This is a genomic window from Streptomyces sp. NPDC033177 (genome assembly GCF_055577715.1).
This window is the reverse complement of record NZ_JBVIPS010000005.1, coordinates 254,770-281,037: the sequence shown is the minus strand read 5'-3', so window position 1 is coordinate 281,037 and position 26,268 is coordinate 254,770. Positions and strand designations below refer to the sequence as shown.

At 70.9% G+C, this 26,268-nt stretch carries 26 protein-coding genes, 1 pseudogene and 1 riboswitch; of the genes and pseudogenes, 15 read left to right on the top strand and 12 right to left on the bottom strand.

What is annotated here, in order from left to right; translation table 11 throughout:
- Positions 1 to 125: 125 nt before the first annotated feature.
- The 3 genes from ACZ5U5_RS19345 to ACZ5U5_RS19335 are packed head-to-tail and all read right to left on the bottom strand — an operon-like array spanning position 126 to position 1,839.
- Positions 126 to 851, bottom strand: coding sequence for an isocitrate lyase/PEP mutase family protein (locus ACZ5U5_RS19345; protein WP_469023053.1), 726 nt, complete (start codon positions 849 to 851; stop codon positions 126 to 128).
- Positions 848 to 1,324 carry a carboxymuconolactone decarboxylase family protein gene (locus ACZ5U5_RS19340; protein WP_469023050.1) on the bottom strand — a complete coding sequence of 159 codons (477 nt, stop codon included), beginning with the start codon at positions 1,322 to 1,324 and terminating at the stop codon, positions 848 to 850. The genes ACZ5U5_RS19345 and ACZ5U5_RS19340 overlap by 4 nt, the downstream gene beginning before the upstream one ends.
- Entirely contained in the window at positions 1,321 to 1,839 is a 519-nt protein-coding gene (locus tag ACZ5U5_RS19335; protein WP_469023047.1) for a carboxymuconolactone decarboxylase family protein, read from the bottom strand. The genes ACZ5U5_RS19340 and ACZ5U5_RS19335 overlap by 4 nt, the downstream gene beginning before the upstream one ends.
- A gap of 47 nt (positions 1,840 to 1,886) precedes the next feature.
- On the opposite strand from ACZ5U5_RS19335, the gene pdxR reads away from it, so the two are divergent.
- A complete protein-coding gene (pdxR, locus tag ACZ5U5_RS19330; RefSeq protein ID WP_469023044.1) occupies positions 1,887 to 3,299 on the top strand; it encodes a MocR-like pyridoxine biosynthesis transcription factor PdxR in 1,413 nt (470 codons plus the stop codon).
- A gap of 109 nt (positions 3,300 to 3,408) precedes the next feature.
- On the opposite strand, the gene ACZ5U5_RS19325 is transcribed toward pdxR, so the two are convergent.
- On the bottom strand, positions 3,409 to 4,260 hold the full coding sequence (locus tag ACZ5U5_RS19325) for a hypothetical protein (RefSeq protein ID WP_469023747.1): 852 nt from the start codon (positions 4,258 to 4,260) through the stop codon (positions 3,409 to 3,411).
- Between the two features lie 238 nt (positions 4,261 to 4,498).
- Between ACZ5U5_RS19325 and ACZ5U5_RS19320 the strand changes: the two genes are divergently transcribed.
- The 3 genes from ACZ5U5_RS19320 to ACZ5U5_RS19310 all read left to right on the top strand — a co-directional run bounded on the left by ACZ5U5_RS19320 (position 4,499) and on the right by ACZ5U5_RS19310 (position 7,008).
- Positions 4,499 to 4,846 carry a hypothetical protein gene (locus ACZ5U5_RS19320; protein WP_469023745.1) on the top strand — a complete coding sequence of 116 codons (348 nt, stop codon included), beginning with the start codon at positions 4,499 to 4,501 and terminating at the stop codon, positions 4,844 to 4,846.
- 84 nt (positions 4,847 to 4,930) lie between these two features.
- Positions 4,931 to 6,121, top strand: a complete 1,191-nt coding sequence (locus ACZ5U5_RS19315) for a glutathionylspermidine synthase family protein (protein WP_469023041.1) — start codon at positions 4,931 to 4,933, stop codon at positions 6,119 to 6,121.
- A 101-nt stretch (positions 6,122 to 6,222) separates the two neighbouring features.
- Positions 6,223 to 7,008 (top strand): SAM-dependent methyltransferase, encoded by a 786-nt coding sequence (locus ACZ5U5_RS19310; protein WP_469023040.1) that lies wholly within the window; start codon positions 6,223 to 6,225, stop codon positions 7,006 to 7,008.
- A gap of 49 nt (positions 7,009 to 7,057) precedes the next feature.
- Here ACZ5U5_RS19310 and rocD read toward each other — a convergent pair whose 3' ends face one another.
- Positions 7,058 to 8,260 (bottom strand): ornithine--oxo-acid transaminase, encoded by a 1,203-nt coding sequence (gene rocD / locus ACZ5U5_RS19305; protein ID WP_469023038.1) that lies wholly within the window; start codon positions 8,258 to 8,260, stop codon positions 7,058 to 7,060.
- A gap of 111 nt (positions 8,261 to 8,371) precedes the next feature.
- Positions 8,372 to 8,461: riboswitch (ZMP/ZTP riboswitch) on the top strand.
- A 40-nt stretch (positions 8,462 to 8,501) separates the two neighbouring features.
- On the opposite strand from rocD, the gene ACZ5U5_RS19300 reads away from it, so the two are divergent.
- On the top strand, positions 8,502 to 9,779 hold the full coding sequence (locus tag ACZ5U5_RS19300; RefSeq protein ID WP_469023036.1) for a serine hydroxymethyltransferase: 1,278 nt from the start codon (positions 8,502 to 8,504) through the stop codon (positions 9,777 to 9,779).
- On the opposite strand, the pseudogene ACZ5U5_RS19295 reads toward ACZ5U5_RS19300, so the two are convergent.
- Positions 9,779 to 9,886 (bottom strand): annotated as a pseudogene (locus ACZ5U5_RS19295) (siderophore-interacting protein); the annotation flags it as partial. The gene ACZ5U5_RS19300 and the pseudogene ACZ5U5_RS19295 sit on opposite strands and share 1 nt — an antisense overlap.
- A gap of 117 nt (positions 9,887 to 10,003) precedes the next feature.
- Here ACZ5U5_RS19295 and trpS point away from each other — a divergent pair.
- Together trpS and ACZ5U5_RS19285 are read left to right on the top strand one after the other, a co-directional pair.
- On the top strand, positions 10,004 to 11,017 hold the full coding sequence (trpS, locus tag ACZ5U5_RS19290; protein ID WP_469023034.1) for a tryptophan--tRNA ligase: 1,014 nt from the start codon (positions 10,004 to 10,006) through the stop codon (positions 11,015 to 11,017).
- Between the two features lie 73 nt (positions 11,018 to 11,090).
- The gene (locus ACZ5U5_RS19285) at positions 11,091 to 11,678 is read left to right on the top strand and encodes a 2'-5' RNA ligase family protein (protein ID WP_469023031.1); all 588 of its coding nucleotides are present in this window, start codon (positions 11,091 to 11,093) and stop codon (positions 11,676 to 11,678) included.
- Between the two features lie 36 nt (positions 11,679 to 11,714).
- On the opposite strand, the gene ACZ5U5_RS19280 is transcribed toward ACZ5U5_RS19285, so the two are convergent.
- Positions 11,715 to 12,470: a decaprenylphospho-beta-D-erythro-pentofuranosid-2-ulose 2-reductase gene (locus tag ACZ5U5_RS19280; RefSeq protein WP_469023029.1), complete on the bottom strand. Its 756-nt coding sequence runs from the start codon at positions 12,468 to 12,470 to the stop codon at positions 11,715 to 11,717.
- Between the two features lie 20 nt (positions 12,471 to 12,490).
- On the bottom strand, positions 12,491 to 13,900 hold the full coding sequence (locus tag ACZ5U5_RS19275; protein WP_469023026.1) for an FAD-binding protein: 1,410 nt from the start codon (positions 13,898 to 13,900) through the stop codon (positions 12,491 to 12,493).
- Between the two features lie 166 nt (positions 13,901 to 14,066).
- Between ACZ5U5_RS19275 and ACZ5U5_RS19270 the strand changes: the two genes are divergently transcribed.
- From ACZ5U5_RS19270 to ACZ5U5_RS19255, 4 genes are read left to right on the top strand one after another with little or no spacing between them, the layout of a single operon-like run.
- A complete protein-coding gene (locus tag ACZ5U5_RS19270; protein ID WP_469023024.1) occupies positions 14,067 to 14,588 on the top strand; it encodes a phosphatase PAP2 family protein in 522 nt (173 codons plus the stop codon).
- Complete coding sequence (locus ACZ5U5_RS19265; protein ID WP_469023021.1) at positions 14,581 to 15,528, top strand: decaprenyl-phosphate phosphoribosyltransferase; 948 nt, start codon at positions 14,581 to 14,583, stop codon at positions 15,526 to 15,528. Before ACZ5U5_RS19270 ends, ACZ5U5_RS19265 begins: the two co-directional genes overlap by 8 nt.
- Positions 15,529 to 15,554: 26 nt before the next feature.
- Positions 15,555 to 15,980, top strand: coding sequence for a GtrA family protein (locus ACZ5U5_RS19260; RefSeq protein WP_469023018.1), 426 nt, complete (start codon positions 15,555 to 15,557; stop codon positions 15,978 to 15,980).
- Entirely contained in the window at positions 15,968 to 16,888 is a 921-nt protein-coding gene (locus ACZ5U5_RS19255) for a YihY/virulence factor BrkB family protein (protein ID WP_469023015.1), read from the top strand. The genes ACZ5U5_RS19260 and ACZ5U5_RS19255 overlap by 13 nt, the downstream gene beginning before the upstream one ends.
- Here ACZ5U5_RS19255 and ACZ5U5_RS19250 read toward each other — a convergent pair.
- Positions 16,851 to 18,098, bottom strand: a complete 1,248-nt coding sequence (locus ACZ5U5_RS19250; protein ID WP_469023013.1) for a D-alanyl-D-alanine carboxypeptidase family protein — start codon at positions 18,096 to 18,098, stop codon at positions 16,851 to 16,853. The genes ACZ5U5_RS19255 and ACZ5U5_RS19250 overlap by 38 nt on opposite strands.
- Before the next feature lie 127 nt (positions 18,099 to 18,225).
- Between ACZ5U5_RS19250 and ACZ5U5_RS19245 the strand changes: the two genes are divergently transcribed.
- From ACZ5U5_RS19245 to ACZ5U5_RS19235, 3 genes are all read left to right on the top strand, one after another.
- Positions 18,226 to 18,468: an SCO4848 family membrane protein gene (locus ACZ5U5_RS19245; protein WP_469023010.1), complete on the top strand. Its 243-nt coding sequence runs from the start codon at positions 18,226 to 18,228 to the stop codon at positions 18,466 to 18,468.
- 65 nt (positions 18,469 to 18,533) lie between these two features.
- Entirely contained in the window at positions 18,534 to 19,811 is a 1,278-nt protein-coding gene (locus tag ACZ5U5_RS19240; protein ID WP_469023008.1) for a metallophosphoesterase, read from the top strand.
- Positions 19,812 to 19,958: 147 nt separating this feature from the next.
- Positions 19,959 to 20,354: an ATP-binding protein gene (locus ACZ5U5_RS19235; protein ID WP_469023005.1), complete on the top strand. Its 396-nt coding sequence runs from the start codon at positions 19,959 to 19,961 to the stop codon at positions 20,352 to 20,354.
- Between the two features lie 60 nt (positions 20,355 to 20,414).
- On the opposite strand, the gene ACZ5U5_RS19230 is transcribed toward ACZ5U5_RS19235, so the two are convergent.
- Both ACZ5U5_RS19230 and ACZ5U5_RS19225 read right to left on the bottom strand, forming a co-directional pair.
- On the bottom strand, positions 20,415 to 21,839 hold the full coding sequence (locus tag ACZ5U5_RS19230) for a sensor histidine kinase (protein WP_469023002.1): 1,425 nt from the start codon (positions 21,837 to 21,839) through the stop codon (positions 20,415 to 20,417).
- A 17-nt stretch (positions 21,840 to 21,856) separates the two neighbouring features.
- Positions 21,857 to 22,654 carry a response regulator transcription factor gene (locus ACZ5U5_RS19225; RefSeq protein ID WP_469023000.1) on the bottom strand — a complete coding sequence of 266 codons (798 nt, stop codon included), beginning with the start codon at positions 22,652 to 22,654 and terminating at the stop codon, positions 21,857 to 21,859.
- Between the two features lie 170 nt (positions 22,655 to 22,824).
- Between ACZ5U5_RS19225 and ACZ5U5_RS19220 the strand changes: the two genes are divergently transcribed.
- The gene (locus tag ACZ5U5_RS19220; RefSeq protein WP_469023743.1) at positions 22,825 to 25,269 is read left to right on the top strand and encodes an MMPL family transporter; all 2,445 of its coding nucleotides are present in this window, start codon (positions 22,825 to 22,827) and stop codon (positions 25,267 to 25,269) included.
- An 18-nt stretch (positions 25,270 to 25,287) separates the two neighbouring features.
- Here ACZ5U5_RS19220 and ACZ5U5_RS19215 read toward each other — a convergent pair whose 3' ends face one another.
- Positions 25,288 to 26,211 (bottom strand): SMP-30/gluconolactonase/LRE family protein, encoded by a 924-nt coding sequence (locus ACZ5U5_RS19215; RefSeq protein ID WP_469022997.1) that lies wholly within the window; start codon positions 26,209 to 26,211, stop codon positions 25,288 to 25,290.
- Positions 26,212 to 26,268 lie beyond the last annotated feature (57 nt).

The following is a 26,268-nucleotide window of genomic DNA, read 5'->3' as shown; positions in this document are numbered from 1 at the left end:
GGAGGGGGGGGGGGCCGGGAGGGGGGGGGAGGTGGGGGGGGGGGGGGGGGGGGGGGGGGGGTGTGTTCTTCCCCCCCCCCCCCCCCCCCCCCCGGCACCGTCACGTCTGCTTCAGGCTCTCCGCATCAAGCTCTCGGCTTCAGGCTCTCGGCGATCTCCCGCAGCGCTTCCGAGGCGCGGAACAGCAGGCCCGGCCCGAACGTGATCCGCGTGGCGCCCAGTTCACCCAGCTCCCGCGGGGACGGCGGCCCTGCCGGCTTCGCCGCCACGTTGACGGGGCCCTCGATGCCCGCCCGCAGCCGCGGGAGCACCTCGGGCGGCGCGAGGATCGGATAGACGCAGTCCGCGCCCGCCTCGACGTAAAGCCGTGCCCGCTCGATGGCCTGCTCCGGATCGCCGTCGCCGTGTACGAACGTGTCCACCCGGGCGTTCACGAACAACCGGTCGCCCGCGAAGGAACGTACCTCCGCGAGCCATTCCGCCTGCTCGCGCGGGTCCTTCAAGTCCCCGCCCGACGAATCCTCCAGGTTGCAGCCGACCGCGCCCGTCTCCAGCAGCCGCTCCACCAGCTCCTTCGGCGGCAGCCCGTAGCCGTCCTCGATGTCCGCGGACACCGGCACCGACACCGACCGCACCACCCTGCGTACGGCGGCGAACATCTCGTCCGGCGGCACCGCACCGTCCGCGTACCCGAGCGACGCCGCGACCCCCGCGCTCGGCGTCGCCAGGGCCGGGAACCCGGCGTCCACGAAGACCCGCGCGCTGGCCGCGTCCCACGGCCCGGGAAGGACCAGCGGATCACCGGGCGCCCGCCCGTGGTGCAGCGAGCGGAAGTCGTCCACGAGGCTCACGGCGCGTACCCACCCGGCTCGATGCGGCGGCTGACCATCACCCGGTTCCAACTGTTGATGACGGTGATCACCCCGATGAGATGAGCGAGTTCGGCCTCACCGAAGTGCTCGGCAGCCGCCTCGTACGCCTCGTCGGGAACGAACCCTCCCCCAGAGCCGAAAGCCTGGGAGGTGCCCCCAGTCAGGACGGTGACCGCCTCGGTCAGCGCGAGAGCGGCCCGCTCGCGCTCGCTGAACAGCTCACCCGCCTCCGCCCACGCGTTGAGGAGGGCAATCCGTTTGGCCGTCTCGCCGTTCTTCTCGGCGATGTCCACATGCATGTCGAGGCAGAACGCACACGCGTTGAGCTGCGAGGCCCGGATCATCACGAGCTCGGCGAGCACCGGGTCGCCGAGCCCCTTCTTCGCGGCCGCGCTCAGCGCGGACAGCGCGCCGGCGACGCCCTTGTCCAGGTGGGTGGTCCGAGCGCTCACTTGTGCTCCCCGGCCTTGTAGTGGCCCGGGACCTGCCGCGTCGAGACGCCGAAACGGTTCCACGCGTTGATCACCGTGATCGCGGCGATCAACTGCGTCAGCTCCTCCTCGTCGAAGAGGGCCGCCGCCTTGTCGTACACCGCGTCCGGCACGAAACCGTCCGTCAGGACGGTGATCGCCTCGGCCAGCTCGATCGCGGCGACCTCCTTCGCCGTGTAGAAGTGCTGCGACTCCTCCCACGCGCTGAGCTGGATGATCCGCTCCACGCTCTCGCCCGCCGCGAGGGCGTCCTTGCTGTGCATGTCGACGCAGAGCGCGCAGTGGTTGATCTGCGAGGCCCTGATCTTGACCAGCTCGAGGATCACCGGGTCGACGCCCTTCCGGGCGGCCGCGTCGAGCCGGACCATCGCCTTGAAGACCTCGGGGGCCTTGGCGTGCCAGTCGAGGCGGGGGGTGTGCTCGTGGAGGTATTCCTTGGGCTGCGGCTGAACAGGGGTGTCTTCGTTCGTCGTCATGATATCGACCGTACGGCGGGAGTAGCCCACAGGTATGGTCCATTCCCATGGAAGAATCGTGGGCCACTCTGGGCGTCGACCTCCACCTGGAGACCGGGGGAGAGGCGACGCACTCCGGCGTACGCAAGGGCCTCACGGACGCCCTGCGCGATGCGGTGCGCGGCGGCAGGCTCGCTCCCGGCACCCGCCTGCCCTCGTCCCGCTCCCTCGCCGTCGACCTGGGCATCGCCCGCAACACCGTCGCCGACGCGTACGCCGACCTCGTCGCCGAGGGCTGGCTCACCGCACGCCAGGGCTCGGGCACCCGTGTCGCCGAACGCTCCGTGCCGCGCCCCGCGGAACCCGCACCGCGCCGCAGGGCGGCGGGCGGCCCGACGTACGACCTGATGCCGGGCACCCCCGACCTCTCGGCGTTCCCGCGCGCCGCCTGGCTCAAGGCCGCGCGCCGGGCCATGGCCGCCGCCCCGAACGACGCGCTCGGCTACGGCGACCCGCGTGGCCGCGTCGAGCTGCGCACCGCCCTCGCCGACTACCTCTCCCGAGCGCGCGGCGTCCACACGGACCCGGACCGCATCGTCATCTGCGCCGGGTTCGCGCAGGGTCTGCGTCTGCTGGGCGGTGTGCTGCGGGCCCGCGGGCTGCGGGAGGTGACGGTCGAGTCGTACGGCCTGGACATGCACTGGGATCTGCTCAAGAGGGCCGGGCTGCGGACCAGGCCCCTGCCCATCGACGAACTGGGCACGTCCACGGCGGAGTTGGGGTCGGGCCCCCGTTCGGCCAAGGTGGCGCTCCTCACGCCCGCGCATCAGTTCCCGATGGGCGTCCCGCTGCACCCCGACCGGCGGGCGGAAGCCGTCGACTGGGCGCGGCGCGAGGGCGGTCTGATCCTGGAGGACGACTACGACGGGGAGTTCCGCTACGACCGGCAGCCGGTGGGCGCGCTCCAGGGCCTCGACCCCGACCGCGTGGTCTACCTCGGCACGGCCAGCAAGTCCCTGGCCCCCGGCCTCCGGCTCGGCTGGATGGTCCTTCCGGAACCGATCGCCGCCGAGGTCGTCGAGGCGAAGGGGGGCGCGGAGTGGGCCTGCGGGGCGCTGGACCAGCTGACGCTCGCGGAGTTCATCACCTCGGGTGCGTACGACCGCCATGTGCGGGGCGCACGGCTGCGCTACCGCCGCCGACGGGACCAACTGGTCGCCGCGCTTGCCGCTCGGGCGCCGGAGGTACGGGCCACGGGGATCGCGGCGGGGCTGCACGCGGTCCTCGAACTCCCGCCGGGAACGGAACGGACGGTGATCCAGGCGGCGAGCTGGCAACGCCTGGCGGTGCAGGGCCTGTCCAGCTTCCGCCACCCCGAGGCCAGCTCTCCGGAACGGGACGCGCTGGTTGTGGGCTACGGAACGCCGGCGGACCATGGGTGGGCGGGGGCGCTGGAGGCGTTGTGCAGGGTGTTGCCGTAGGTCCTGTCGTTTCAGCCCCTCCGGCGTTTGAGGAGCGGGGTCTGGGGCGGAGCCCCAGTTTCGGGAAGGGGCGGGGTTGGGGAAAGCCCCGCAGGGTCAGCCCCAGCCCCTACCGGGCCCCCTCCGCGGCTGAACCCTCCGCAGGAGCAGACGCCTCCCCGAACCGCGCCAGCGCCAACGCCCCCGCCACAGCAACCACGAACCCCAGCACCGCCACCCACTCCATCCCGCCCCGAGTCCGATCCCCGAGCCACACCACCCCCACCACCGCGGGCCCGACCGTCTCCCCGATCACCATCCCCGCGGTGGCGGTCGTCACCGACCCGCGCTGCAAGGCGGACGTGAGCAGCAGGAACGCCGCACCCCCGCCCACCAGCAAGGCGTAGGCAGCAGGATTGCGGACCAACGCCCCCGGCGAGACGTCGTCGATGAGCCGCACCGCCACCTCCACCACGCCGAACCCGAGCCCGGCCCCGAGCCCCAGGGCCGGCGCCCGCCCCCGCCCCGGCAACCGCCCTGCCACCGCACCGAGCAGCAGCACCCCCACCGCCACGCCCAGCAGCACGTACCGCAGAGTCGTCGACCCGACGCTCTCCCCCTCGTCCCCCGACGCGAGCCCCAGCATCGCGAGCCCCGCGCACACCACCCCCACCGCGGCCCACTCCACCCTGCTCAACCGCACCCGCAGCATCCGCGAGGCCACCACCGCCGTGACGGCGAGGCTCGCGGCGAGCGCCGCACCGACGGCGTAGATCGGGATGGAGCGCAGCGCCACGATCTGCAGCAGGAACCCGAGCCCGTCGAGCCCGAGCCCCACGACGTAGCGCCACTGCTTCACCGCGCGAAGGAGCAACGCGGGGTCGACCCCGGAGCCGGTGCCCGGCGCCGTGGCGCGGGCGGCGATGGCCTGGAAGACGGAGGCCGTGCCGAAGCAGACCGCTGAACAGAGCGCGCAAATCATCCCAAGAGACACGAAGTGACTGTAGAGGAGGGGGATTCGACTGAGCCGGTTGGCACGACGTGGGGCCCCTTACCTACGCTGATCGCCGATCGCGTACGTCAACGGGGGAGCGGAAGAACTGATGGCACCGGAGCCGCAGATAGAGCAGCAGGCGGAGCAGAGGGGGCTTACCGAGCAGAGGGAAGTGCGGAAGGCCCCGCGGCGAAAGCTGCGTTCCAGCACGGTCGTACTCGGCGGGATGGGCGTCCTCGCGGCGGCCCTGACCTCGTGCGGCTCGGAGCCGGACAGGCGGTGCGTGGACCGCGACAGCTACGACGTCCTCACCGGCTACAGAATCGTCGCCGACAAGAACTGCAAGAGCGGCGCCGGTTCGTCCTCCTCGTACGGCAAGGGACGCAACACCAGCGGCAGTTCGTACGGATCAGGCACCGGCACGGGTACCGGCAAGTCCGGCCGTATGGACGCCGACTGGTACTACGACGCGGACATCGACGGCCGCCGCGCCGACTACGGCACCTTCAGCCGTAGCGAGGCCGTCGACCGTGACGGCTTCGGCTGCTCGGGCAGCGGCAGCGGCGGCGGCTGACCGGAAGCGAGCCCCGCTCCCCGAGACCCGCGAACCGCGTCCCCATCCCCGAGACCCGCAACCCGCGACCCGAGACCCGAGGCCATGGAACGCCGCACGATCACCCCCCGCCCCGGCTGGCAGCAGACGGTCGAGGACCAGGGGCTCATCTACCCCCTGACCCGCTACCCCGACGACACGCTCCGCCCCTACTGGGACGAGTCCGCCTACTACGCGTTCACGCTCCCCGAGGTCGAGGCCCTGGAGGAGGTCGTCGAGGAACTGCACGCGATGTGCCTCGCGGCGGCCGAGCACATCGTCACGCACGACCGCCTGGCCGATCTCGGCATCACCGACCCCCGAGTGGCGGACGCGGTCACCGAGGCATGGCGCCGACGCGCCGAACTCCCCTCCCTCTACGGCCGATTCGACCTGCACTACGACGGCACGAGTGGCCGCCCGGCCAAGATGCTGGAGTACAACGCCGACACCCCCACCTCGCTGGTCGAGGCCGCGAGCCCCCAGTGGTTCTGGATGGAGGAGTGCTTCCCGGGCGCCGACCAGTGGAACTCCCTCCACGAGCGCCTCGTGGACGCCTGGAGGAAGCAGGCGTCACTGCTCCCGCCCGGCGGCCCGCTGTACTTCGCGCACTCCGCGGGCGACGAACTCGGCGAGGACCTGATGACGGTCGCGTATCTGCGGGAGACCGCGCAGCAGGCGGGGCTCGCCACCGAGGCGATCTCCATGGAGGACATCGGCTGGGACCGGCTCTCGCGGCGCTTCGTCGACAAGAAACTCGGCTTCATCCGCAGCTGCTTCAAGCTCTACCCGTGGGAGTGGCTGACCACGGACCGCTTCGCCCCGCACGTCCTTCAGACCCTGGACAACGGCGGCGGCACCGGCTCCACCCTGTGGATCGAGCCCGCCTGGAAGATGCTGCTCTCCAACAAGGCACTGCTGGCCGTCCTTTGGGAGCTCTACCCCGGCCACCCCAACCTCCTGCCCGCCTACCTGGACGGCCCCCGGGAGCTCGCCGCCGAGCGGGGTTACGTCGCCAAGCCCCTCCTCGGCCGCGAAGGCGCCGGTGTCACGGTCCACCCACCGGGTGCCGAACCCGTCGTACGCGAGGACGCCTGCTGCTACCAGGAGTTGGCGCCCCTGCCCGACTTCGACGGCAACCGTGTGGTGCTCGGGGCGTGGGTCGTCGAGGACGAGGCGGCGGGGCTCGGCATCCGGGAGTCGGCGGGCCTGATCACGGACGAGTACGCGAGATTCCTGCCCCACGTGATCCTTTGAGGCCGTGATCCTCTGAGACCGGTCAGGCTGCGCTGCCGCCCCTCAAGTCGCCCGAGTACGCTGCCGGTTGTTCGACCACGGACTCGGAGGCGACCGCGCACATGACCGACAGCAGGATCAACACCACGCAGCCTCACACGGCCCGTATCTGGAACTACTGGCTCGGCGGCAAGGACAACTACCCCGTCGACCAGGCCGCCGGGGACCAGATCCGCACGCTGCACCCCGGCATCGGTGCGTACGCGCTGGCCGACCGGCAGTTCCTCGGGCGCGCCGTGAGCCACCTGGTGACCGAGTGCGGGATCCGGCAGTTCCTCGACATCGGCACCGGGCTGCCGACCGCCGACAACACCCACGAGGTCGCCCAGCGGATCGCCCCCGAGACCCGCGTTGTCTACGTCGACAACGACCCGCTGGTCCTCACCCACGCCCGCGCCCTCCTCACCAGCACCCCCGAGGGCAGGACCGACTACCTCGACGAGGACCTGCGCAACGTCGACACGATCCTCGAACACGCCGCCAAGACCCTGGACTTCGACCAGCCGGTCGCGCTGATGCTGCTCGGAGTCGTCATCTTCATCGACGACGACGCCGAGGCGTACCGCATCGTGCGCCGCCTGCTCGACGCGCTGCCGGCCGGCAGTCACCTGGTCCTCTCGCACACGATCACCAGCCCGGAGATGCCCGACGTGGACGAGGCGGTGGCGTTCTGGAACGAGAACGGCACGCCCAAGCTGACGCAGCGCACGCCCGAGCAGGTGGCGCGCTTCTTCGACGGCCTGGAGCTCCTCGAACCCGGAGTGGTCTCGTGCAACCGCTGGCGCACGGAGACAGCGGCCGGGGTCGAGGACGTGGCCATGTTCGGCGGAGTCGGCACCAAACGCTGACACCGGCGGCGGACACCTGTGGCCGACGCCGGCCGTCGGCAGCCCCGAACTAGGCGAGCACGGCCCGCAGTTGATCGAGCCCCCAGTCCAGGTCCTCCTTGCTGATCACCAGTGGGGGCGCGATCCGGATCGTCGACCCGTGGGTGTCCTTGACCAGCACACCCCGGTCCATCAGCTTCTGGGAGATCTCGCGGCCCGTGCCGTGCGACGGCTCGATGTCGACGCCCGCCCACAGCCCGCGGCCCCGCACCTGCGTCACCGCGCCCGTACCGGCGAGGAGCCCCAGCTCGGCGTGCAGATGCTCGCCGAGCTCGGTGGCCCGCTGCTGGTATTCGCCCGTGCCCAGCATCGCCACGACTTCCAGCCCCACCGCGCAGGCGAGGGGGTTGCCGCCGAACGTCGACCCGTGCTCGCCCGGCTTGAACACCCCGAGGACATCCGCGTCCGCCACCACCGCGGACACCGGCACCACGCCCCCGCCCAGCGCCTTGCCGAGGATGTACACGTCCGGCACCACGCCCTCGTGCTCGCATGCGAACGTCCTGCCCGTCCTGCCGAGCCCCGACTGGATCTCGTCCGCCATGAAGAGGACGTTCCGCTCCCGAGTCAACTCCCGTACGCCCGCCAGGTACCCGGCCGGCGGCACCAGGACCCCGGCCTCTCCCTGGATCGGCTCCAGAAGCACGGCCACGGTGTTCTCCGTGACCGCGGCCCGCATCGCGGTCAGATCGCCGTACGGCACGATCTCGAAGCCCGGTGTGTACGGACCGAAGTCCGCCCGTGCCTCCTGATCCGTCGAGAAGCTGACGATGGTCGTGGTCCGCCCGTGGAAGTTGTCGCGCGCGACGACGATCTTCGCCCGCCCGTCGGGCACGCCCTTGACCTGGTACCCCCACTTCCTGGCGGTCTTCACGGCCGTCTCCACCGCCTCCGCGCCGGTGTTCATCGGCAGCACCATCTCCTTGCCGCACAGCTCCGCGAGCCGTGTGCAGAAGTCGGCGAACCGGTCGTGGTGGAAGGCCCGCGAGGTGAGCGTCACCCGCTCCAGCTGCGCCTTGGCCGCGTCGATCAGGCGGCGGTTGCCGTGCCCGAAATTCAGCGCCGAGTACCCGGCCAGCATGTCGAGATAGCGGCGCCCCTCGACATCCGTCATCCAGGCACCCTCCGCCGATGCGACCACGATGGGCAGCGGGTGATAGTTGTGCGCGCTGTGCGCTTCGGCCGAGGTGATGAACTTTTCGGTAGTCGACACGGGGTCTCCGTTCGTCCTGCGGCGTTGGGCGGGTGTGGCGCCCAATTTCTATCGTCGCTCGGATCGTGGACGAAGAAACCTGCCGACCCGGCGTGCCCTATACGCTGGCCCTGACAGCACGGCGACTGGCGCACGGGGAACGGACCCCGGGGAAGCCGTGCGAGGCAAACCTTCGAGGTGCCGACCGCCTGGGCACCCCTGGGACCACGACCGGAACTCACCGCTCGCCCCGGAGGACGCCATGACTCACTCTCCTTCCCTCAGCCACCCCGCGCTCGCCGCGCAGGACCCCGAGCTGGCCGCGCTCGTCGGTGCCGAGGAGCAGCTCCAGGCCGACACTCTGCGCCTGATCCCCAGCGAGAACTACGTCTCCACCGCCGTCCTCGAAGCTTCCGGCACGGTCCTGCAGAACAAGTACAGCGAGGGTTACCCGGGCCGCCGCTACTACGAGGGCCAGCAGAACATCGACCCCGTCGAGCGCCTCGCCGTCTCGCGCGCCAAGGCCGTCTTCGGCGTCGAGCACGCCAACGTCCAGCCCTACTCCGGCTCCCCCGCCAACCTCGCCGTCTACCTCGCCTTCGCCGAGCCCGGTGACACCGTGATGGGCATGGCCCTCCCCATGGGTGGCCACCTCACCCACGGCTGGGGCGTCTCCGCCACGGGCAAGTGGTTCCGTGGCGTCCAGTACGGCGTCCGCCATGACACCGGCCGCATCGACTTCGACGAGGTGCGCGACCTCGCCCTCAAGGAACGCCCGAAGCTGATCTTCTGCGGTGGCACCGCACTCCCTCGCGCCATCGACTTCGCCGCCTTCGCCGAGATCGCCCACGAGGCGGGGGCCGTCCTCGTCGCCGACATCGCGCACATCGCCGGCCTGATCGCGGGCGGCGCCCACCCCTCACCGGTGCCGCACGCCGACGTGATCTCCACGACGACCCACAAGACCCTGCGCGGCCCGCGCGGCGCGATGCTGATGTCCCGCGAGGAGCACGCCAAGGCCATCGACAAGGCGGTGTTCCCCGGCCTGCAGGGTGGCCCGCACAACCAGACCACCGCGGCCATCGCCGTCGCCCTGCACGAGGCATCGCAGCCCTCCTTCCGCGACTACGCCCACGCGGTCGTCGCCAACGCCCGGTGCCTCGCCGAAGCGCTGCTCGCCCGCGGCTTCGACCTGGTCTCCGGCGGCACCGACAACCACCTGATCCTGATGGACCTCACCCCCAAGGAAGTCCCCGGCAAGGTCGCCGCCAAGGCCCTCGACCGGGCCGGGATCGTCGTCAATCACAACACCGTGCCGTACGACCCGAGGAAGCCGTTCGACCCCTCCGGCGTCCGCATCGGCACCCCTTCCCTCACCTCCCGCGGTCTCGGGACCGAGCACATGCCGGCCGTCGCCGACTGGATCGACCGGGGCGTCGCCGCGGCCCGTGCCGGTGACGAGGACGCCCTGACGAAGATCCGCTCCGAGGTCGCCGACCTGATGTCCGCCCACCCGGCCCCGGGCCTGCCGGCCCACTGACCCTCGCGTCCGACGAGCGACCGCTGCCGGACCGCCGAACGCACTGTGTTCCTCGTCTCATTGGTGACGATCGAGAGCAGCCACGGCTTGAACGCCGAACCGACCCTGGGTCCGTTCGCGACGACCGGATCCAGGCGGGCGGGACACGGGCGCGGGACAAGATCGCGGCACACCCGTCACATGGCTGTTTCCGAGCAATGAGAGACACCTGAGAGAATGGCTCCATGGCCCTTGATCGTCCTCGCGTGCTCTCCGGAATCCAGCCCACCGCAGGCTCGTTCCACCTCGGCAACTACCTTGGCGCGGTCCGCCAGTGGGTGGCGCTGCAGGAGTCCCACGACGCGTTTTACATGGTGGTGGACCTGCACGCGATCACGATCCCGCAGGACCCGGCCGAGCTCCGTGCCAACACCCGGCTCGCCGCCGCCCAGCTCCTGGCCGCCGGCCTCGACCCGGAGCGCTGCACGCTCTTCGTCCAGAGCCACGTCCCCGAGCACGCCCAGCTCGGCTGGGTCATGAACTGCCTCACGGGCTTCGGCGAGGCGTCGCGCATGACGCAGTTCAAGGACAAGGCGGCCAAGCAGGGCGCGGAACGCGCTTCCGTGGGCCTCTTCACGTACCCGGTGCTCCAGGTCGCGGACATCCTGCTCTACCAGGCCAACCAGGTCCCGGTCGGTGAGGACCAGCGCCAGCACATCGAGCTGACCCGCGACCTCGCGGAGCGTTTCAACGGCCGCTTCGGCGAGACGTTCACCGTCCCCGCGGCGTACATCCTCAAGGAGACGGCCAAGATCTTCGACCTTCAGGACCCGTCGATCAAGATGAGCAAGTCGGCGTCCACCCCGAAGGGTCTGATCAACCTCCTCGACGAGCCCAAGGCCACCGCCAAGAAGGTCAAGAGCGCGGTCACCGACACCGACACGGTCGTGCGGTACGACACCGCGGACAAGCCGGGTGTCAGCAACCTCCTCACCATCTACTCGACGCTCACCGGCACCGGTATCCCGGAACTGGAGCAGAAGTACGCCGGCAAGGGCTACGGTGCGCTGAAGACTGACCTCGCCGACGTCATGGTCGACTTCGTGACGCCTTTCCGGGACCGTACTCAGGCCTACCTGGACGACCCGGAGACGCTCGACTCGATCCTGGCCAAGGGTGCGGAGAAGGCGCGTGCCGTCGCCGCGGAGACCCTCGCCCAGGCGTACGACAAGGTGGGCCTCCTGCCCGCCAAGCACTGAGCCACACAGCCCCCTGCACCACGCCAGGTACAACAGCGCCCTCTGCCCGCCACCCGACCGACAGGAGTACGACGTGGGGACCGTAACGATCGGTGTGTCGATCGCGGTCCCGGAGCCTCACGGCAGCCTGCTCCAGGAGCGGCGCGCGGGCTTCGGTGACCCCGCGGCACACGGCATCCCCACCCACGTCACGCTGCTGCCGCCGACCCTGGTGGACGCGGCGGCGCTGCCCGCCGTGGAGGCGCACCTGGGGGCCGTCGCGGCCGCCGGGCGGCCCTTCCCGATGCGGCTCTCCGGGACGGGCACGTTCCGTCCGCTGTCGCCCGTCGTCTTCGTCCAGGTGGTGGCGGGCGGGTCGGCCTGTGGCTGGCTCCAGGAGCGGGTGCGGGACGCGTCCGGGCCCATCGCGCGCGAGCTGCAGTTCCCGTACCACCCGCACGTCACGGTGGCGCACGGCATCTCCGAAGAGGCCATGGACCGGGCGTACGAGGAACTTTCCGAGTACGAGGCCGAGTGGCCCTGCACCGGCTTCGCGCTCTACGAGCAGGGCGCGGACGGTGTGTGGCGCAAGCTGCGCGAGTTCGCCTTCGGCGGTGGCGGCCCGGTCGTCCCTCCGCAGGCGGCGGCCCCGGCCGCGCACGGCACGCTGCCCGCCCGCTGACCGGCGCCCCCGTAGAGCCTCAAAACGGAAGCCGCCTCACACCGGAAGCCGCCGGAACACCATCCGCGGCACGTGCCGCAGCGCCGACATGACCAGCCGCAGCGCGCCGGGCACCCACACCGTCTCCGAGCGCCGCCGCAGCCCCGTCTCGATGGCCTCGGCGACCGCCTCCGGAGTGGTCGCCATGGGCGCCTCCTCCAGGCCCGCCGTCATCTTGGAGCGCACGAAGCCGGGGCGGACCACCATCACGTGCACCCCCGTGCCGTGCAGCGCGTCGCCCAGGCCCTGGGCGAAGGCGTCGAGGCCCGCCTTGCTCGACCCGTAGATGAAGTTCGAGCGGCGGGCACGTTCGCCCGCGACCGAGGAGAGCACCACCAGGGAGCCGTGCCCCTGGGCCTGCAGCGACCGCGCGCACACCAGGCCGGCCGAGACCGCCCCGGTGTAGTTCGTCTGCGCGACCCGCACCGCCGACAGCGGTTCGTCCTCGTCGCGTGCCTGGTCACCGAGGATGCCGAAGGCCAGCAGGACCATGTCGATGTCGCCCTCGGCGAAGATCTTCCCGAGGGTGGCCTCGTGCGACTCGGAGTCGAGCGCGTCGAAGGCGACGGTGCGGACGTCCGCACCCATGTCACGCAGGCCCGCGGCGGCCTTCTCCAGGCCCGGAGAGGGCCGCCCGGCCAGCCACACGGTACGGGTGCGCCGCGCGACCAGACGGCGGGCCGTGGCGAGGCCGATCTCGGAGGTGCCGCCGAGTACGAGCAGGGACTGGGGGGTGCCGAAGGCGTCCTTCATGGGACCAACTCCTGGAGTTGCTAGAGGGCGAGGCGGCGCGAGAGGTCCGAGCGGAACACGCCGCGCGGGTCGAGTTCGGCCCGCAGTGCGCGGAAGTCGTCGAGCCGCGGATACATCGCGGCGAGCATCTCCGGCCGCAGGCGGGAGTCCTTGGCCAGGTAGACGCGGCCGTCGGCGGCAGCGACCTCCTCGTCGAGTTCGTCGAGGAAGCCGCCGAGACCCGGCAGTCCTGCCGGGATGTCCAGGGCGAGGGTCCAGCCGGGCATCGGGAAGGAGAGCCAGCCCGGATCGCCCTCTCCGAAGCGCTTCAGTACGGCGAGGAAGGACGGGCAGCCGCGCTCCGAGATGCGGCGCACGATGCGCCGCAGGGCCTCCTCCTTGCCGTACCCGACGACGAATTGGTACTGCACGAAACCGCCGCGGCCGTACACGCGGTTCCAGTGCGGGACGCCGTCCAGGGGGTGGAAGAACGTCGACATCTTCTGGAGCTCGCCCACGCGGGAGCGGGGCGCCTTGCGGTACCAGAGCTCATTGAAGAGGCCCACCGACCTGCGGCCGAGCAGCCCTTCGGGCAGGAAGCGCGGGGCGGAGGGCAGTTGCCCGGGGCGGAACGTGAGCGGGGCTCTACGCGCGCGTGGCGGGAGGGCGTCCAGGGGAGCGTGGTCGCCGCGCGTGAGCACCGAGCGGCCCATCGACGCCCCGCGCGCGAGGAGGTCGATCCACGCCACGGAGTAGCGATAGCGGTGGTCGGTGGCGGTGAGGCGGGCCATCAGGTCGTCCAGGTCGGTGGCGCGCTCCGTGTCCACCGTCATCAATGAGGTCTCGACCGGCTGCAGTTGCAGCGTCGCGGCGAGGATCACGCCCGTCAGGCCCATGCCGCCCGCCGTCGCGTCGAACAGGGGGGTGCCGCGGTCGACCGCCTGCACGTTGCCGTCGGCGGTGAGCAGTTCGACGGCCATCACATGGCGCGAGAAGGACCCGGAGCCGTGGTGGTTCTTGCCGTGGATGTCCGTGCCGATCGCGCCGCCGACCGTCACATAGCGGGTCCCCGGAGTGACGGGCACGAACCAGCCGAGCGGGAGCAGGACTTCCATCAGGTGGTGCAGGGAGACCCCGGCGTCGCACAGGACGGTGCCCGCGTCCGCGTCGATGGCGTGGATGCGGTCCATGCCGGTCATGTCGAGCACCGCGCCGCCCGCGTTCTGCGCGGCGTCCCCATATGCCCGCCCGAGGCCTCTGGCGATGCCTCCGCGCTCCCCGCACGCCTGGAGGGCCGCCACGGCCTCCTCGGGCGAACGGGGGCGGATCAGACGGGCGGTGGACGGGGCGGTGCGCCCCCAGCCCGACACGGACACGAATGGCGCCAGGGGGGCGGCCTCGGGCGCCGTCGCGGTCGCGGGGTCGGCGGGCGGAGCGGAGTCGGCAGGCATACGCGTGACCGTATCGTCCGAGCAAGGGCAGTTTGCCCATATTCGTCAGAGCTCTCACCGAAATGAGTGATTGATGGAGTGTCGTCGTATATTGCCGTAAATATTGAGAGGTCGCCTAGAAGAGTCGGGAGGTCAGGTCCTTGAAGTCCCCGGAGAAGGAGGCCACATGCACGACATGGACCACCGGCTGCTGTCGGCCCTGCGCGACTGCGGCTCCGACGCGCGCGTGGCCGCCGCCGCACGGGCCCTGTCCTGGACCGGCGAGCACGCCGCCCTCTGGATCGTCGCGGGGCTCGCGGGCGCCGCGGTCGACCGAGAACGGCGCGACGTGTGGCTGCGCGCCACGGCACTGACCGCCGCCGCACACCTGGCCAGCGTGGGCGTCAAACGCGTCGTACGGCGTCCGCGCCCCGGCGGTGCCACGGGCGCGGAGCACCTCGTCAGGACCGCGGGCCGGCACTCCTTCCCCAGTTCGCACGCCACTTCGGCCGCCGCGGCCACCGTCGCGTACGGCGCGCTGAGCCCCCTGGGAGCCCGCGTCGTCCCGCCGCTCGCCGCCGCGATGTGTGTCTCGCGGATGATCGTCGGCGTCCACTACCCGAGCGACGTGGCGGCCGGAGCGGCACTCGGCGCCCTCACCGCGCGCGTGGGCTCCGCCTGGATGAACGGGAGCCGCGCGCATGGCTGACCGCACCGCCGCCCTGCTCGAACGCCCCCAGCCGCCCGGGCCGCCCGGCACGGGCTCCCTCACGGCCCTGCCGCTCGGCCTCCTGAAGACCGCGCGCCCCCGCCAGTGGGTGAAGAACGTCCTGGTCGTCGCGGCCCCCGCCGCCGCGGGCGAGCTCTTCTCGCGCCACTCGCTCATCCAACTCGTCCTGGTGTTCGCACTGTTCACGGCCGCCGCGTCCGCCGTCTACCTCATCAACGACGCGCGTGACGCCGAGGCCGACCGCGCACACCCCACCAAGTGCCGCAGGCCGGTCGCCGCCGGTCAGGTACCGGTGACGGTCGCGTACGCGGTCGGCGGGCTGCTCGCCGTGCTCGCGCCGGTGGCCGCCGCCGCGTTCTGCACGCCCCTGACCGCGGGCCTGCTCGGCGCCTACGTTGTGATGCAACTGGCGTACTGCGTCAGTCTCAAGCACATCCTGGTCGTCGATCTCGCCGTCGTCACCACGGGCTTCCTGATGCGGGCGATGATCGGGGGATTGGCCCTCGACATCCCGCTCTCGCGCTGGTTCCTGATCACCACCGGCTTCGGCGCCCTCTTCATGGTCTCCGCCAAGCGCTACTCCGAAGCCGTGCAGATGTCAGGAAAAGCAGGCGCCACGCGCGCGTTGCTCACCGAATACACCACCGGCTACCTCCGCTTCGTCTGGCAGCTCGCCGCCGGGGTCGCCGTCCTCGCGTACTGCCTGTGGGCCATGGAGAGCGGCGGCACCGCGAACGGCCTGCTGCCCTGGCGGCAGCTGTCGATGGCCGCCTTCGTCCTCGCCGTCCTGCGTTACGCCGTCTTCGCAGACCGGGGCACGGCGGGCGAGCCCGAGGACGTCGTCCTGCGTGACCGCGCGCTTGCCGTCATCGGCCTGGTGTGGATCGCCATGTACGGCCTCGCGGTCGCCGACTGGTGAGCGCCCTCAGGGAGCGGCTACGGGCCATGGGACCCGAACTGCTCGGCTTCGCCGCCGCCGGGATCTGCGCGTACGCCGTCGACCTCGCCCTGTTCGTCTGGCTGCGCGGCCCCGTCGGCCTCGACCCGCTGACCGCCAAGGCGCTGTCCTTCATGGCCGGCTGCACGGTCGCCTACGCGGGCAACGCGCTCGGCACCTACCGGCGGCGCGAGGCGGCGGACGTCTCGCGCCTTCGCCAGTACGGCATCTTCTTCGCCGTCAACATCGCCGGCGCCCTGGTGCAGCTGCTCTGCATCGCGGTGTCCCACTACGGCCTCGGCCTCACCTCACAGCGCGCGGACACCATCTCCGGGGCGGGAGTCGGCATGGCACTCGCCACGGTTCTGCGTTTCTGGGGAACCCGGACCTTGGTCTTCCGCACAACGGGCAGGGAGGCATCATGGACTGGCTGAAAAAGCTCCCCGGCATCGGGCCCCTGGTGGAGCGCTTGATGCGCACGCACGCGTGGAGCGCGTACGAGCGGCTCGACACCGTGCACTGGACGCGCCTCGCCGCGGCGATGACGTTCATCAGCTTCCTCGCGCTCTTCCCCCTGATCACCGTTGCCGCCGCGGTCGCCGCCGCGACGCTCTCCAAGAGCCAGCAGGGCAAGCTCGAAGACACCCTCTCGAAGCAGATCCCGGGCATCGCCGACCAGCTCGACCTGGACTCCCTCGTCGCCAACGCGGGCACCGTCGGGCTCATCGCGGGCGCCCTGCTGCTCTTCACCGGCATCGGCTGGGTCGGCTCGATAAGGGAGTGCCTGCGGGTCGTCTGGGAGCTGGAGGACACCGACGAGAACCCCGTCATGCGCAAGATCAAGGACGCCGGGGTGCTCATCGGACTCGGCGGCGCGGGCCTCGCGTCCGTCGTCGCCTCGACCCTCGCGTCGACCGCCGTCGGCTGGAGCGCCGACCTCATCGGGATCTCCAAGGACGGCTGGGGCGGGCTGCTGCTGCAGGTGATCGCGTTCGCCATCGCCGTCCTCGCGGACTTCCTGCTGCTGCTCTACGTCCTGACGCTGCTGCCGGGCGTCCAGCCGCCCCGGCGCCACCTGATCACCGCGGGTCTGATCGGCGCTGCCGGATTCGAGCTGCTCAAGCTGCTGATCGGCGGCTACATCAAGGGCGTCGCCGCGAAGAGCATGTACGGCGCCTTCGGAGTGCCCGTCGCGCTGCTCCTGTGGATCAACTTCACCGCGAAACTCCTGCTGTTCTGCGCCGCCTGGACGGCGACGCGGAAGCAGGGAAGTACAGAAGAAGAACAGGAGCAGCCCGGCGAGGTCAGCGGCGGCTCTTCGGCAGCGGCAGCCGGCGGCTGATCACGAACCACCCGGCGGCGATCAGTGCGAGGACACCGGCCGCGATCCCGAGCGCGACGCCGGCACCGCCGCCCGACTCCTTGTCGGAGGCGTGCGCCACGTTCTTGGACGAGTCCGAGTCGCCCTTGCCCGCGCCGGGAGCGCCCTTGCCGCTGCCCGTACCGGCACTCTTCGGAGCGACCAGTTCGCCCACCGGCTCGACCTTCCCGGACGCCTTGAAGCCCCAGTCGAGGAGCCGCTCGGTCTCCTTGTAGACCGCGTGCTGCTCACCGGAGTCGGGGTTCATGACGGTCACGAGCAGCACCTTGCCGTCGCGCTCGGCGACCCCGGTAAAGGTGTTGCCCGCGTTCGTGGTGCTGCCGTTCTTGACGCCCGCGATGCCCTTGTAGGGGTCGAGACCGTAGTCCCCCGTAAGGAGCCGGTTGGTGTTCTGGATCTCGAAGGCCTCGCGCTTCTTCTTGCCCTTGTCCTTGCCCTTCTTGACCTTCTTGGTCTCACCGGGGAACTTGGCGGTGGCCGTCGAGCAGTACTCGCGGAAGTCCTTCTTCTGCAGCCCGGAGCGGGCGAACAGCGTCAGGTCGTACGCGGAGGAGACCTGCCCCTTCTCGTCGTAGCCGTCCGGGCTGACCACGTGCGTGTCGAGGGCCTGCAGCTCCTCGGCGTGCGACTGCATGTCCTTGACGGTCGCGGGGACGCCGCCGTTCATCGCCGACAGGACGTGCACCGCGTCGTTGCCCGACCGCAGGAAGACGCCGAGCCACAGGTCGTGGACCGTGTACGTCTCGTTCTCCTTGACGCCGACCATGCTGCTGCCCGCACCGATGCCCGCCAGGTCCGAGAGCGCGACCTTGTGCTTCTGTGTCTTGGGGAACTTCGGCAGGACTGTGTCCGCGAAGAGCATCTTCAGGGTGCTCGCCGGGGGCAGCCGCCAGTGCGAGTTGTGCGAGGCGAGGACCTCGCCCGTCTCGGCGTCCGACACCATCCAGGAGCGCGCCGACAGATCCTTGGGGAGGACGGGGGCGCCCGCCTTCAGGCTCACCTGGGTGCCCGGCTCGCCGAGCTTGGCGCCGCCGACCGTCGACATGGAAGCCGGCGGCTTGGGCTTCTTCTCGCCTCCCGGCTTGTCGTCCGCCCACGCGGGAGCCGTGGTCGACATGGTGAGCAATGCGGCGGAAGTGACCAACAAGGCGGTCTTTTTTACGGCAGGCACGGACGAGAACGTACAGGGCGCCGCTGTGGGCGTCTCCGCCGAGGTGGGCTGCGTCACGAGCGGCCGGGGCGGTCCGGACTCCCCACCCCGGCGGCGGTGCGGAAGGGAGGCTCGCGATACTGAACGCATGAAGCTCAGCCGCCCGGTCTCCTGGTTCCTGCTCGCCTTCGGTGTGTGGAGCTGGTTCATCTGGATCACTTTCGTCAAGAACCTGTGGAACGACGGCAGCGGGCTTGCCTTCGATGACGCAGGCGACCCGACCGCATACTTCTGGGTCCACCTGACGCTCGCCGTCGCCTCCTTTGTCTTGGGGACGGTGGTAGGGGCCATCGGGTTGCGCGGAGTCCGTGCTCTGCGCCGTACGTCATAGCTTTCGGTACAGCTGATCGCTACAGCTGATCGGTCACTTCGGGCACTGCTGAGGGGCGTACCACCGTGGTCATCCTGTTCGTGCTGGTCGGCATCGCCGTGCTCGCGGCCCTCGCCGCGATGCAGTGGTACGCCTGGCGGCGCCTGGTGCGGGACACCACGTCAGGGCCGGGGATCGCCCGGCGCGCTGGCGCCGTGGTCTTCGTGGCGGGGCCGCTGCTGATGTTCGCGGCGGTCGCGAGTGAGCGGGCCGGGGCGCCGTTCTGGCTGCAGAAGGTGCTGGCCTGGCCCGGCTTCATGTGGATGGCGCTGTCGATCTACCTGGTGCTCGCGCTTCTTGTCGGTGAGCTCGTACGGCCCTTCTTCTTGCGGCGGCGTACGAAGTCGACCCCTACGGAGAACGCTGGTTCCTCTACGGAGAGCGCGGGTTCCTCCACGGAGGACACCGCCCAGCCGGAGGATGACCCCGCTCCAGCTCATGCTCCCGCCCCCACTCCGGTGCGAGCGGAACCGACCGCACCTTCCCGCCGCCTCTTCGTCTCCCGCATCGTGGGCGGGACCGCCGCGGCCGTCGCCGTCGGAACGGTCGGGTACGGCACCTACGGTGTCCTGAGCGGCCCCCGCGTGAAGCGCGTCACCGTGCCGCTGGCCAAGCTGCCGCGCGCGGCGCACGGGTTCCGGATCGCGGTGGTCAGCGACATCCACCTGGGGCCGATTCTCGGACGCGGCTTCACGCAGCGCGTGGTGGACACGATCAACGGCACACAGCCCGACCTCATCGCGGTCGTCGGCGACCTGGTGGACGGCAGCGTCGAGGACCTCGGTCCCGCCGCCGCGCCGCTCGCGCAGCTGCGGGCGCGGCACGGGGCGTACTTCGTGACCGGCAACCACGAGTACTTCTCGGGAGCCGGGCAGTGGGTCGACCACGTACGCGAACTCGGCCTGCGGCCCCTGGAGAACGCCCGTACCGAACTGCCCGGCTTCGACCTCGCGGGCGTGGACGACATCGCGGGCGAGAGCGAGGGGCACGGGCCCGACTTCGCCAAGGCGCTGGGCGACAGGGACCGCTCGCGGGCCTCCGTGCTCCTCGCCCATCAGCCGGTCGTCATCCACGACGCCGTCAAGCACGGCGTCGACCTCCAGATCTCCGGGCACACCCACGGTGGACAGCTCTGGCCAGGCAATTTCATCGCCGACCTGGCCAATCCGACCCTCGCGGGCCTGGAGCGGTACGGCGACACGCAGTTGTACGTCACGCGTGGCGCGGGCGCGTGGGGGCCGCCGGTGCGGGTGGGGGCGCCGTCCGACATCACGGTCGTCGAACTGGCCTCCCGCCAGGCGTGATCGCGTGTTGGTTCGATGTGGGACGAACCTGGCCGGATACAGCCGGGCCATGAGGTGACGGTGTGACACCGGGCACTACCTCTGCGCAGCATTACGTGTCGGAAGTGTGTGCAGTTCTTGGCGCTTTGGTGTGCCATAGGGGGAACGTTGTTGCGACGACAGGCTTTCCGGCTGCCTCCGCATCCGGCATCCGTATCGCTCGCCCGCCTCCGCGTCCATGATCATCTGGCGGCCTGGGGCCACAAGGAGGAGAGCGCGGCGCTGCACGACGCCGTGCTCCTCGTGTCGGAGCTCGTGACGAACGCGGTGTGCCACGGCCTGGTCCTTGACCGGGAGTTCGAGGTCGCGGTCACGGTGCTCGCCGACGGGGACTGCTTCATAGAAGTGTCCGACGAGAGCCCGACGAGACCGGAGCTCCGGGAAGCGGGGCCCCTGGAAGAAGGCGGCCGCGGCCTGCGCCTGCTCGACGCCCTGGCCGAGGCGTGGGGCGTCTGGCAGCGGGGACGGCACGGGAAGACGGTGTGGGCGCTCGTACGGGCCTGAGACGCCCCTGAGCGGCCTTACGCCCCTCTCTGAGCCGCGCCTCCACCTGGCCCACCCACCTCAACCGCCCGCCCGCGCAGGCAGCGTGACCGTCACCGTGAGCCCCGCCCCCGGCGCCGTCTCCACCCCCACCTCGCCGCCGTGCGCCGCGACGACCCCCTGCACGATCGCCATCCCCAGCCCGCTGCCCGCACCCCCGCCCGCGCGAAAGAACCGGTCGAAGACGCGTGCCGCGTCCGCCTCCGTGAGGCCCGGCCCCCGGTCGGCCACACGCAGCCGCACCTCCCCGTCCTGCCGCTGCACGCCCAGCGTGACCGGCGCGTCGACGGGCGTGTGGACACGTACGTTGGCGAGGAGATTGCCGAGCACCTGGCGCATCCCCGACTCGTCCGCGCGGATCAGCACCGCCCCTTCGGCGCAGACCGTGAGCGGGCGCTCCGGCTCCTGCACCCGCAGGTCGTCGGCGGCGTCCCGTACGAGACGGCTCAAGTCGACGTTCCTGAACCGAAGTTCCGGCTGCTGGTCGAGGCGGGCCAGAGTGAGCAGCTCGTCGACGAGGTGTCCCATCCGGTCGGTCTCGGCGATGACGCGGCTCCACGCGCGCGTGCGTTCCGCCGGGTCACGGAGCATCCCCTTGTCGTACAGCTGCAAGTAGCCGCGGATCGCCGACAAGGGCGTACGCAGCTCGTGCGAGGCGTCGGCGACGAAGCGGCGCAGCTGGGCCGAGCTGCGCTCGCGGGTCTCGAAGGCGGACTCCACCTGATGGAGCATGGAGTTGAGGGCCAGGCGCAGTTGTTCGGTCTCCGTCACCGGGGCGCGGCTCGACGGGACGCGCCGTGTGAGGTCGCCCTCGGCGATGGCGGACGCGGTCTCGACCATGTCCTCCAGAGGCCGCAGCCGGTGATGCGCCGAGATCATCGTCAGGACGGCGAGCAGCCCCAACAGGACCACTCCGAAGGCCGCGTCGAGCTTGAGTGCCTTCCTGATGCCCGATTCCACGTCCTGCGTGTCCGCGGCCATCAGGACCGTCGTGCCGTCGGCGAGCTTCGCGCCCACCATGCGGTGGGCGTCACCGCCCAGGGTGATGTCCTGCGGCTCGGACCGGCCGGCGACCGCCTCGGCGTCGTCGACGGCGGCGGCCAAGGCACGCTGGCGCGCGGTCGGGGCGAGTGTGCCGATGGCCACGGCCTCACCGCGCTCGTCCACCGCCACGAACACCGTGTTCCCGCGCGGCAGTGCGCTCGCCTGTTCCTTGCCGCCGGGGGAGAGCTTGTCGAGCGCGATGCCCAGTTCGCTGAGCCGTTCGATCTCCTTCATGGTGAGGCCGGTGCTCAGCAGCGAGGAGCGCGACTGCGTCAGCTCGGCGTCCACGTTGTCCAGCAGGTAGTGGCGCATGCCCATGACGCTTACGCCGGTCGCCACGACGATGCCGAGAGCGAGGAGTGCCACGTTCACCCACGTGAGCTTGGCGCGCAGCGAGCTCATGCCACGGTGCGCACGCCTCATGCGAGGCCGTATCCCACACCCCGCCGGGTCGTGATCACCGGTGGGCCGAGCGCGTCCAGCTTGCGCCGCAGATAGCTGATGTACGTCTCCACGACGGTCGACTCGGCGGGATGCTCGTACTGCCAGACGTGGCGCAGGAGTTGCTCCTTGGGCACCACACAGCCGCCGTTGCGCACAAGGAAGCGCAACAGGGCGTACTCCGTGGGCGTGAGTTGGGCCGAGCGGCCCGCGCGGCGCACCACGTAGGCCGTCTCGTCCAGCTCCAGGTCGCCGTAGCGCAGCGGGGGCCGCTGGGGGAGCACGTCGCCCGCCCTGGTGCGGCGCAGGACCGCGCCGATACGGGCGATGACCTCGTCGATGTTGAACGGCTTGGTGATGTAGTCGTCGCCGAGCCCGAGGGCGCCCACGACCTCCGCGGGCGCGTCCCGCGCCGTCACGAAGAGCAGGGCAGCGTCGGGGCACCTGTCCCGCAGTTCCCCGGCCAGGGCGCGGCCGTCGCCGTCCGGCAGCATCACGTCGAGCAGCGCCACGTCGGGCCGGGTGCGCCCGGCGAGCACGAGGGCCTCGCGCACGGTGCCCGCCACCATCACGTCGAAGCGGTGGTAGCGCAGGGCGATGGCGAGCACGTCGGCGATGCTCGGCTCGTCCTCGACGACGAGGACGGTGGCCCCGGCGCCCGGACCGGCCGAACTGGTCCGAGCGGCCGCACCGTTACGGCCGGCCGGACCGTTCCGACCCTTCGGGCCGGTTGGCACTCCGACATCAGTTCCCTGCTGGCCTTCGGCGTGGCTCATGACCTCAGTATCGGCGCGGGCGTTGTACGAAGACCCGGTCCGTGCCTTGGAGTTACTTGAGAATCATGGCCGCGCGGCGCTCTGGCGGCGCGGCGGCGCCGATGCTGAGGCTCCTGAAGCACGGACCCGGGGGACCTGACGACGCGAAGGAGGAGTGGATCGTGGCGGCATTGGCGCGGTGGTGCTATCGGCACCGTCTGGTGGTCCTTGTGCTGTGGGTGGGGGCTCTGTTCGGCCTGGGGGCCGCGGGGGCCTCGGCGGGAACGAACTACTCGAATGTGTTCTCCCTGCCGGACACCGATTCCAAGCGCGCGTACGACCTGATGACGAAGGCCTTCCCGGAGAGCGCCGGAGACACCGACACGGTCGTCTGGCGCGTCGACGAGGGAGCCTCGGCCCGTGACGCGGACGTACGTTCCCGTGTCGAGCCCGCGCTCAGGGAGATCGCCGGCATGAAGGGCGTCGGCGAGGTCGCGAGCCCGTACGCCTCGCGGCAGGCGGGCGCGGCCCAGATCAGCGCGGACAGGCGCATCGCCTACGCCCAGGTGACCTTCGCCGAGGAGGCGAACTCGGTCCCCAAGGAACTCGTGCAGGAAGTCGTGGACACGGCGCAGGGCGCGGAACGCGCCGGTCTGCAGGTCGAACTGGGCGGCCAGGCGATCACCCGCATCCAGGAGCCGCCCACCGGCATCGCCGAGATGGTCGGCATCGCGTCCGCGGCCGTCGTGCTCTTCCTGGCCTTCGGTTCGCTCTTCGCGATGGCCCTGCCCATCGTCGTCGCGGTCTTCGGAGTGGGCCTCGGCATGCTCTCGACGATGCTGCTCAGCCACGTCACCGACATCCCCGAAGTGGCCCCGCTGCTCGGCTCACTGATCGGCCTCGGCGTCGGCATCGACTACGCGCTCTTCATCGTCACCCGGCACCGGCGCGGCATCCTGCGCGGCATGGAGCCCGAGGAGGCCGCGGTGCAGGCCCTGAACACCTCGGGCCGCGCGGTGCTCTTCGCGGGCGGCACGGTGTGCATCGCGCTCGCCGGGATGCTGGTGATGAACATGCGCTTCCTGGACGGCGTGGTCATCGCGGCCTCCCTGACGGTGGTCCTGAGCGTCCTCGCGGCCATCACCCTGCTGCCCTCGCTCCTCGGGCTGCTGGGCCCCCGGGTGCTCAGCCGAAGGCAGCGGCGCCACCTCGCCGCCACGGGACCGGAGCCCGCCGAGGCGAGCGGCCTCGCGGCGCGCTGGTCCTCGTACGTCCAGAAGCGCCCTCGTTCGATCGCGGCGCTCGCCCTCGTGGTGATGGCCTTCCTCGCTCTGCCGTTGCTCTCCTTGCGGCTCGGTGCGACCGACCAGGGCAACCATCAGGAGTCGACGACGACCCGGCAGGCGTACGACCTGCTGGCCGAGGGATTCGGTCCGGGATTCAACGGCCCCCTCCAAGTAGTGGCCGATGAAGCCGACACCGGAAACCTGGTGGCGACCATCCGCGAGACGGAGGGCGTCGCGAGGGTGGCGGCCGCCCCGCCGGCGAACGGCGTGTCCGTCATCAGCGTGGTCCCGACGACCTCCCCCCAGTCGGAGGAGACGGACCAGCTCATCGACCGGCTACGGGGAGACGTGATTCCGCAGGCCGGAGTCGACGCCCATGTAGGCGGCGTCACCGCCGTCTTCAAGGACTTCGCTGCGGTGACCGGCGATCGACTGCCCTACTTCGTAGGAGCGATCATCACGCTCGGCTTCCTCCTGCTGCTGGTCGCGTTCCGCTCGCTGGTGGTGCCCCTGACGGCGGCCCTGATGAACCTGATCGCCGCGGCGGCATCCTTCGGTGTGCTGGTGGCGGTCTTCCAGTGGGGCTGGGGCACGGAGATCCTCGGCATCGGCAAGGAGGGCCCGATCACCGCCTTCCTGCCCGTCATCATGCTGTCGCTGCTCTTCGGGCTCTCGATGGACTACCAGGTGTTCCTGGTGAGCCGCATGCACGAGGAATGGGTGCACACCAAGGACAACGCCCGTGCCGTACGGGTGGGCCTCGCCGAGACGAGCAGGGTCATCAACTGCGCGGCCCTGATCATGATCTGCGTCTTCTCCGCGTTCGTCCTGAGCGGCGACATGGAGGGCGCGATGGCGGGCATCGGCCTGGCAGCGGCGGTCGCCCTGGACGCGTTCATCCTGCGCACGGCCCTCGTCCCGGCCGCCATGCACCTGCTCGGCCGCTCCAACTGGTGGCTTCCCGCGGGACTGGAGAAGCGCCTCCCGCACCTGGCGGTGGAGCCGCGGGAGGCGCCGGACGAGGTGCCGGTGCCCATCCCCCACGCGCGCGTGGGGGAGTCCGAAGGCGAAGGCGGCGCCTCCGTAGTGCACGGTTTCATCCGTACCGCGGAGGGCGGCCCGGTGGAGGGCGCGACGCTGACCCTCCTCTCCAAGGGCGGCAGTCAGCTGGACCGCGTGACGTCCCTCGCGGACGGCTCGTACATCGTCGCGGCCCCGTCGGCGGGCGCGTACCTGCTGGCCGTGACGGCCCCCGGGTACGCGTCCCGCGCGCGGCATCTCATGGTCGCGGACGAGCCGCTGGTGTACGACGTGGAGCTGGCGGTGGGGGAGATGGACACGGTGAACTAGCCGGCGGGGCCCGGTCGGTCAGTTGACCCGGACCCTCGGCAGCCCCGTCACGGACATCACCAGGGAGTAGAGCGAGGTCGTCGCCGCGATGAAGAGCCGGTTGTTCTTCGGGCCGCCGAAGGCGATGTTGGCGACGGCCTCCGGGACCGTGATCCGGCCGATGAGGGTGCCGTCGGGGTCGTAGCAGTGCACCCCGTCGTGGAAGGCGGCCGCCCACAGCCGGCCTGCGTCGTCGAAGCGGATGTTGTCGAAGCCGGCTTTCGACTCGGCGAACACGGCGCCGTCGGTGAGGGCCGTCCCGTCCTCGCTCACGTCGAGGACGCGGATCCTGGACGCGCGCGAGTCGGACACGTACAACTGCCGCTCGTCGGGCGAGAAGACGAGTCCGTTCGGCCCCTCGAAGCCGTCGGCGACGATGCGCACGTCACCCGTCGCGGGGTCGATCCGGTAGACGTGACAGCCACCGATCTCGGCGGGCGCGCGATGGCCTTCGTAGTCGCTGGTGATCCCGAAGTCGGGGTCGGAGAACCAGATCGATCCGTCCGAGCGGACCACGGCGTCGTTCGGGCTGTTGAACCGCTTGCCCTCGAAGCGGTCGGCGAGAACCGTGACACGGCCGTCGTGCTCGGTGCGGGTCACGCGCCGGTTGCCCTGCTCGCAGCAGATCAACCGGCCCTCGCGGTCGAGGGTATTGCCGTTCACGTACCCGGCGGACGACCGGAAGACCCCGACGGCGCCGGTCGCCTCATCCCAGCGCATGAGCCGGTCGTTGGGAATGTCGCTCCAGATGAGCTGGCGCCAGGCGGGCAGATAGAGCGGCCCCTCCGCCCACCGGCAGTCGTCGTACAGCACCTCCAGTTTGGCGTCCCCGTTGGTGCACCGCCCCGTCCGGAAGCGCTCGTCCAGAACCTCGTACGACGTCGGGACTTTCTGGGAAGACATGACGACCCCTGTCTGACGGAATGAGTAAATTTCATTCGGCAACACGACGATAATGCA

Bases quoted from the DNA above. Each gene is read 5' to 3' on its own strand.
- ACZ5U5_RS19260 (WP_469023018.1), top strand. From the start codon at position 15,555: ATGGGACCCGAACTGCTCGGCTTCGCCGCCGCCGGGATCTGCGCGTAC.
- pdxR (WP_469023044.1), top strand. From the start codon at position 1,887: ATGGAAGAATCGTGGGCCACTCTGGGCGTCGACCTCCACCTGGAGACC.
- ACZ5U5_RS19335 (WP_469023047.1), bottom strand. From the start codon at position 1,839: ATGACGACGAACGAAGACACCCCTGTTCAGCCGCAGCCCAAGGAATAC.
- ACZ5U5_RS19310 (WP_469023040.1), top strand. From the start codon at position 6,223: ATGACCGACAGCAGGATCAACACCACGCAGCCTCACACGGCCCGTATC.
- trpS (WP_469023034.1), top strand. From the start codon at position 10,004: ATGGCCCTTGATCGTCCTCGCGTGCTCTCCGGAATCCAGCCCACCGCA.
- ACZ5U5_RS19215 (WP_469022997.1), bottom strand. From the start codon at position 26,211: ATGTCTTCCCAGAAAGTCCCGACGTCGTACGAGGTTCTGGACGAGCGC.
- ACZ5U5_RS19230 (WP_469023002.1), bottom strand. From the start codon at position 21,839: ATGAGCTCGCTGCGCGCCAAGCTCACGTGGGTGAACGTGGCACTCCTC.
- ACZ5U5_RS19265 (WP_469023021.1), top strand. From the start codon at position 14,581: ATGGCTGACCGCACCGCCGCCCTGCTCGAACGCCCCCAGCCGCCCGGG.
- ACZ5U5_RS19275 (WP_469023026.1), bottom strand. From the start codon at position 13,900: ATGCCTGCCGACTCCGCTCCGCCCGCCGACCCCGCGACCGCGACGGCG.
- ACZ5U5_RS19270 (WP_469023024.1), top strand. From the start codon at position 14,067: ATGCACGACATGGACCACCGGCTGCTGTCGGCCCTGCGCGACTGCGGC.
- ACZ5U5_RS19280 (WP_469023029.1), bottom strand. From the start codon at position 12,470: ATGAAGGACGCCTTCGGCACCCCCCAGTCCCTGCTCGTACTCGGCGGC.
- ACZ5U5_RS19325 (WP_469023747.1), bottom strand. From the start codon at position 4,260: ATGATTTGCGCGCTCTGTTCAGCGGTCTGCTTCGGCACGGCCTCCGTC.
- ACZ5U5_RS19245 (WP_469023010.1), top strand. From the start codon at position 18,226: ATGAAGCTCAGCCGCCCGGTCTCCTGGTTCCTGCTCGCCTTCGGTGTG.
- ACZ5U5_RS19320 (WP_469023745.1), top strand. From the start codon at position 4,499: ATGGGCGTCCTCGCGGCGGCCCTGACCTCGTGCGGCTCGGAGCCGGAC.
- ACZ5U5_RS19225 (WP_469023000.1), bottom strand. From the start codon at position 22,654: ATGAGCCACGCCGAAGGCCAGCAGGGAACTGATGTCGGAGTGCCAACC.
- ACZ5U5_RS19255 (WP_469023015.1), top strand. From the start codon at position 15,968: ATGGACTGGCTGAAAAAGCTCCCCGGCATCGGGCCCCTGGTGGAGCGC.
- ACZ5U5_RS19300 (WP_469023036.1), top strand. From the start codon at position 8,502: ATGACTCACTCTCCTTCCCTCAGCCACCCCGCGCTCGCCGCGCAGGAC.
- ACZ5U5_RS19315 (WP_469023041.1), top strand. From the start codon at position 4,931: ATGGAACGCCGCACGATCACCCCCCGCCCCGGCTGGCAGCAGACGGTC.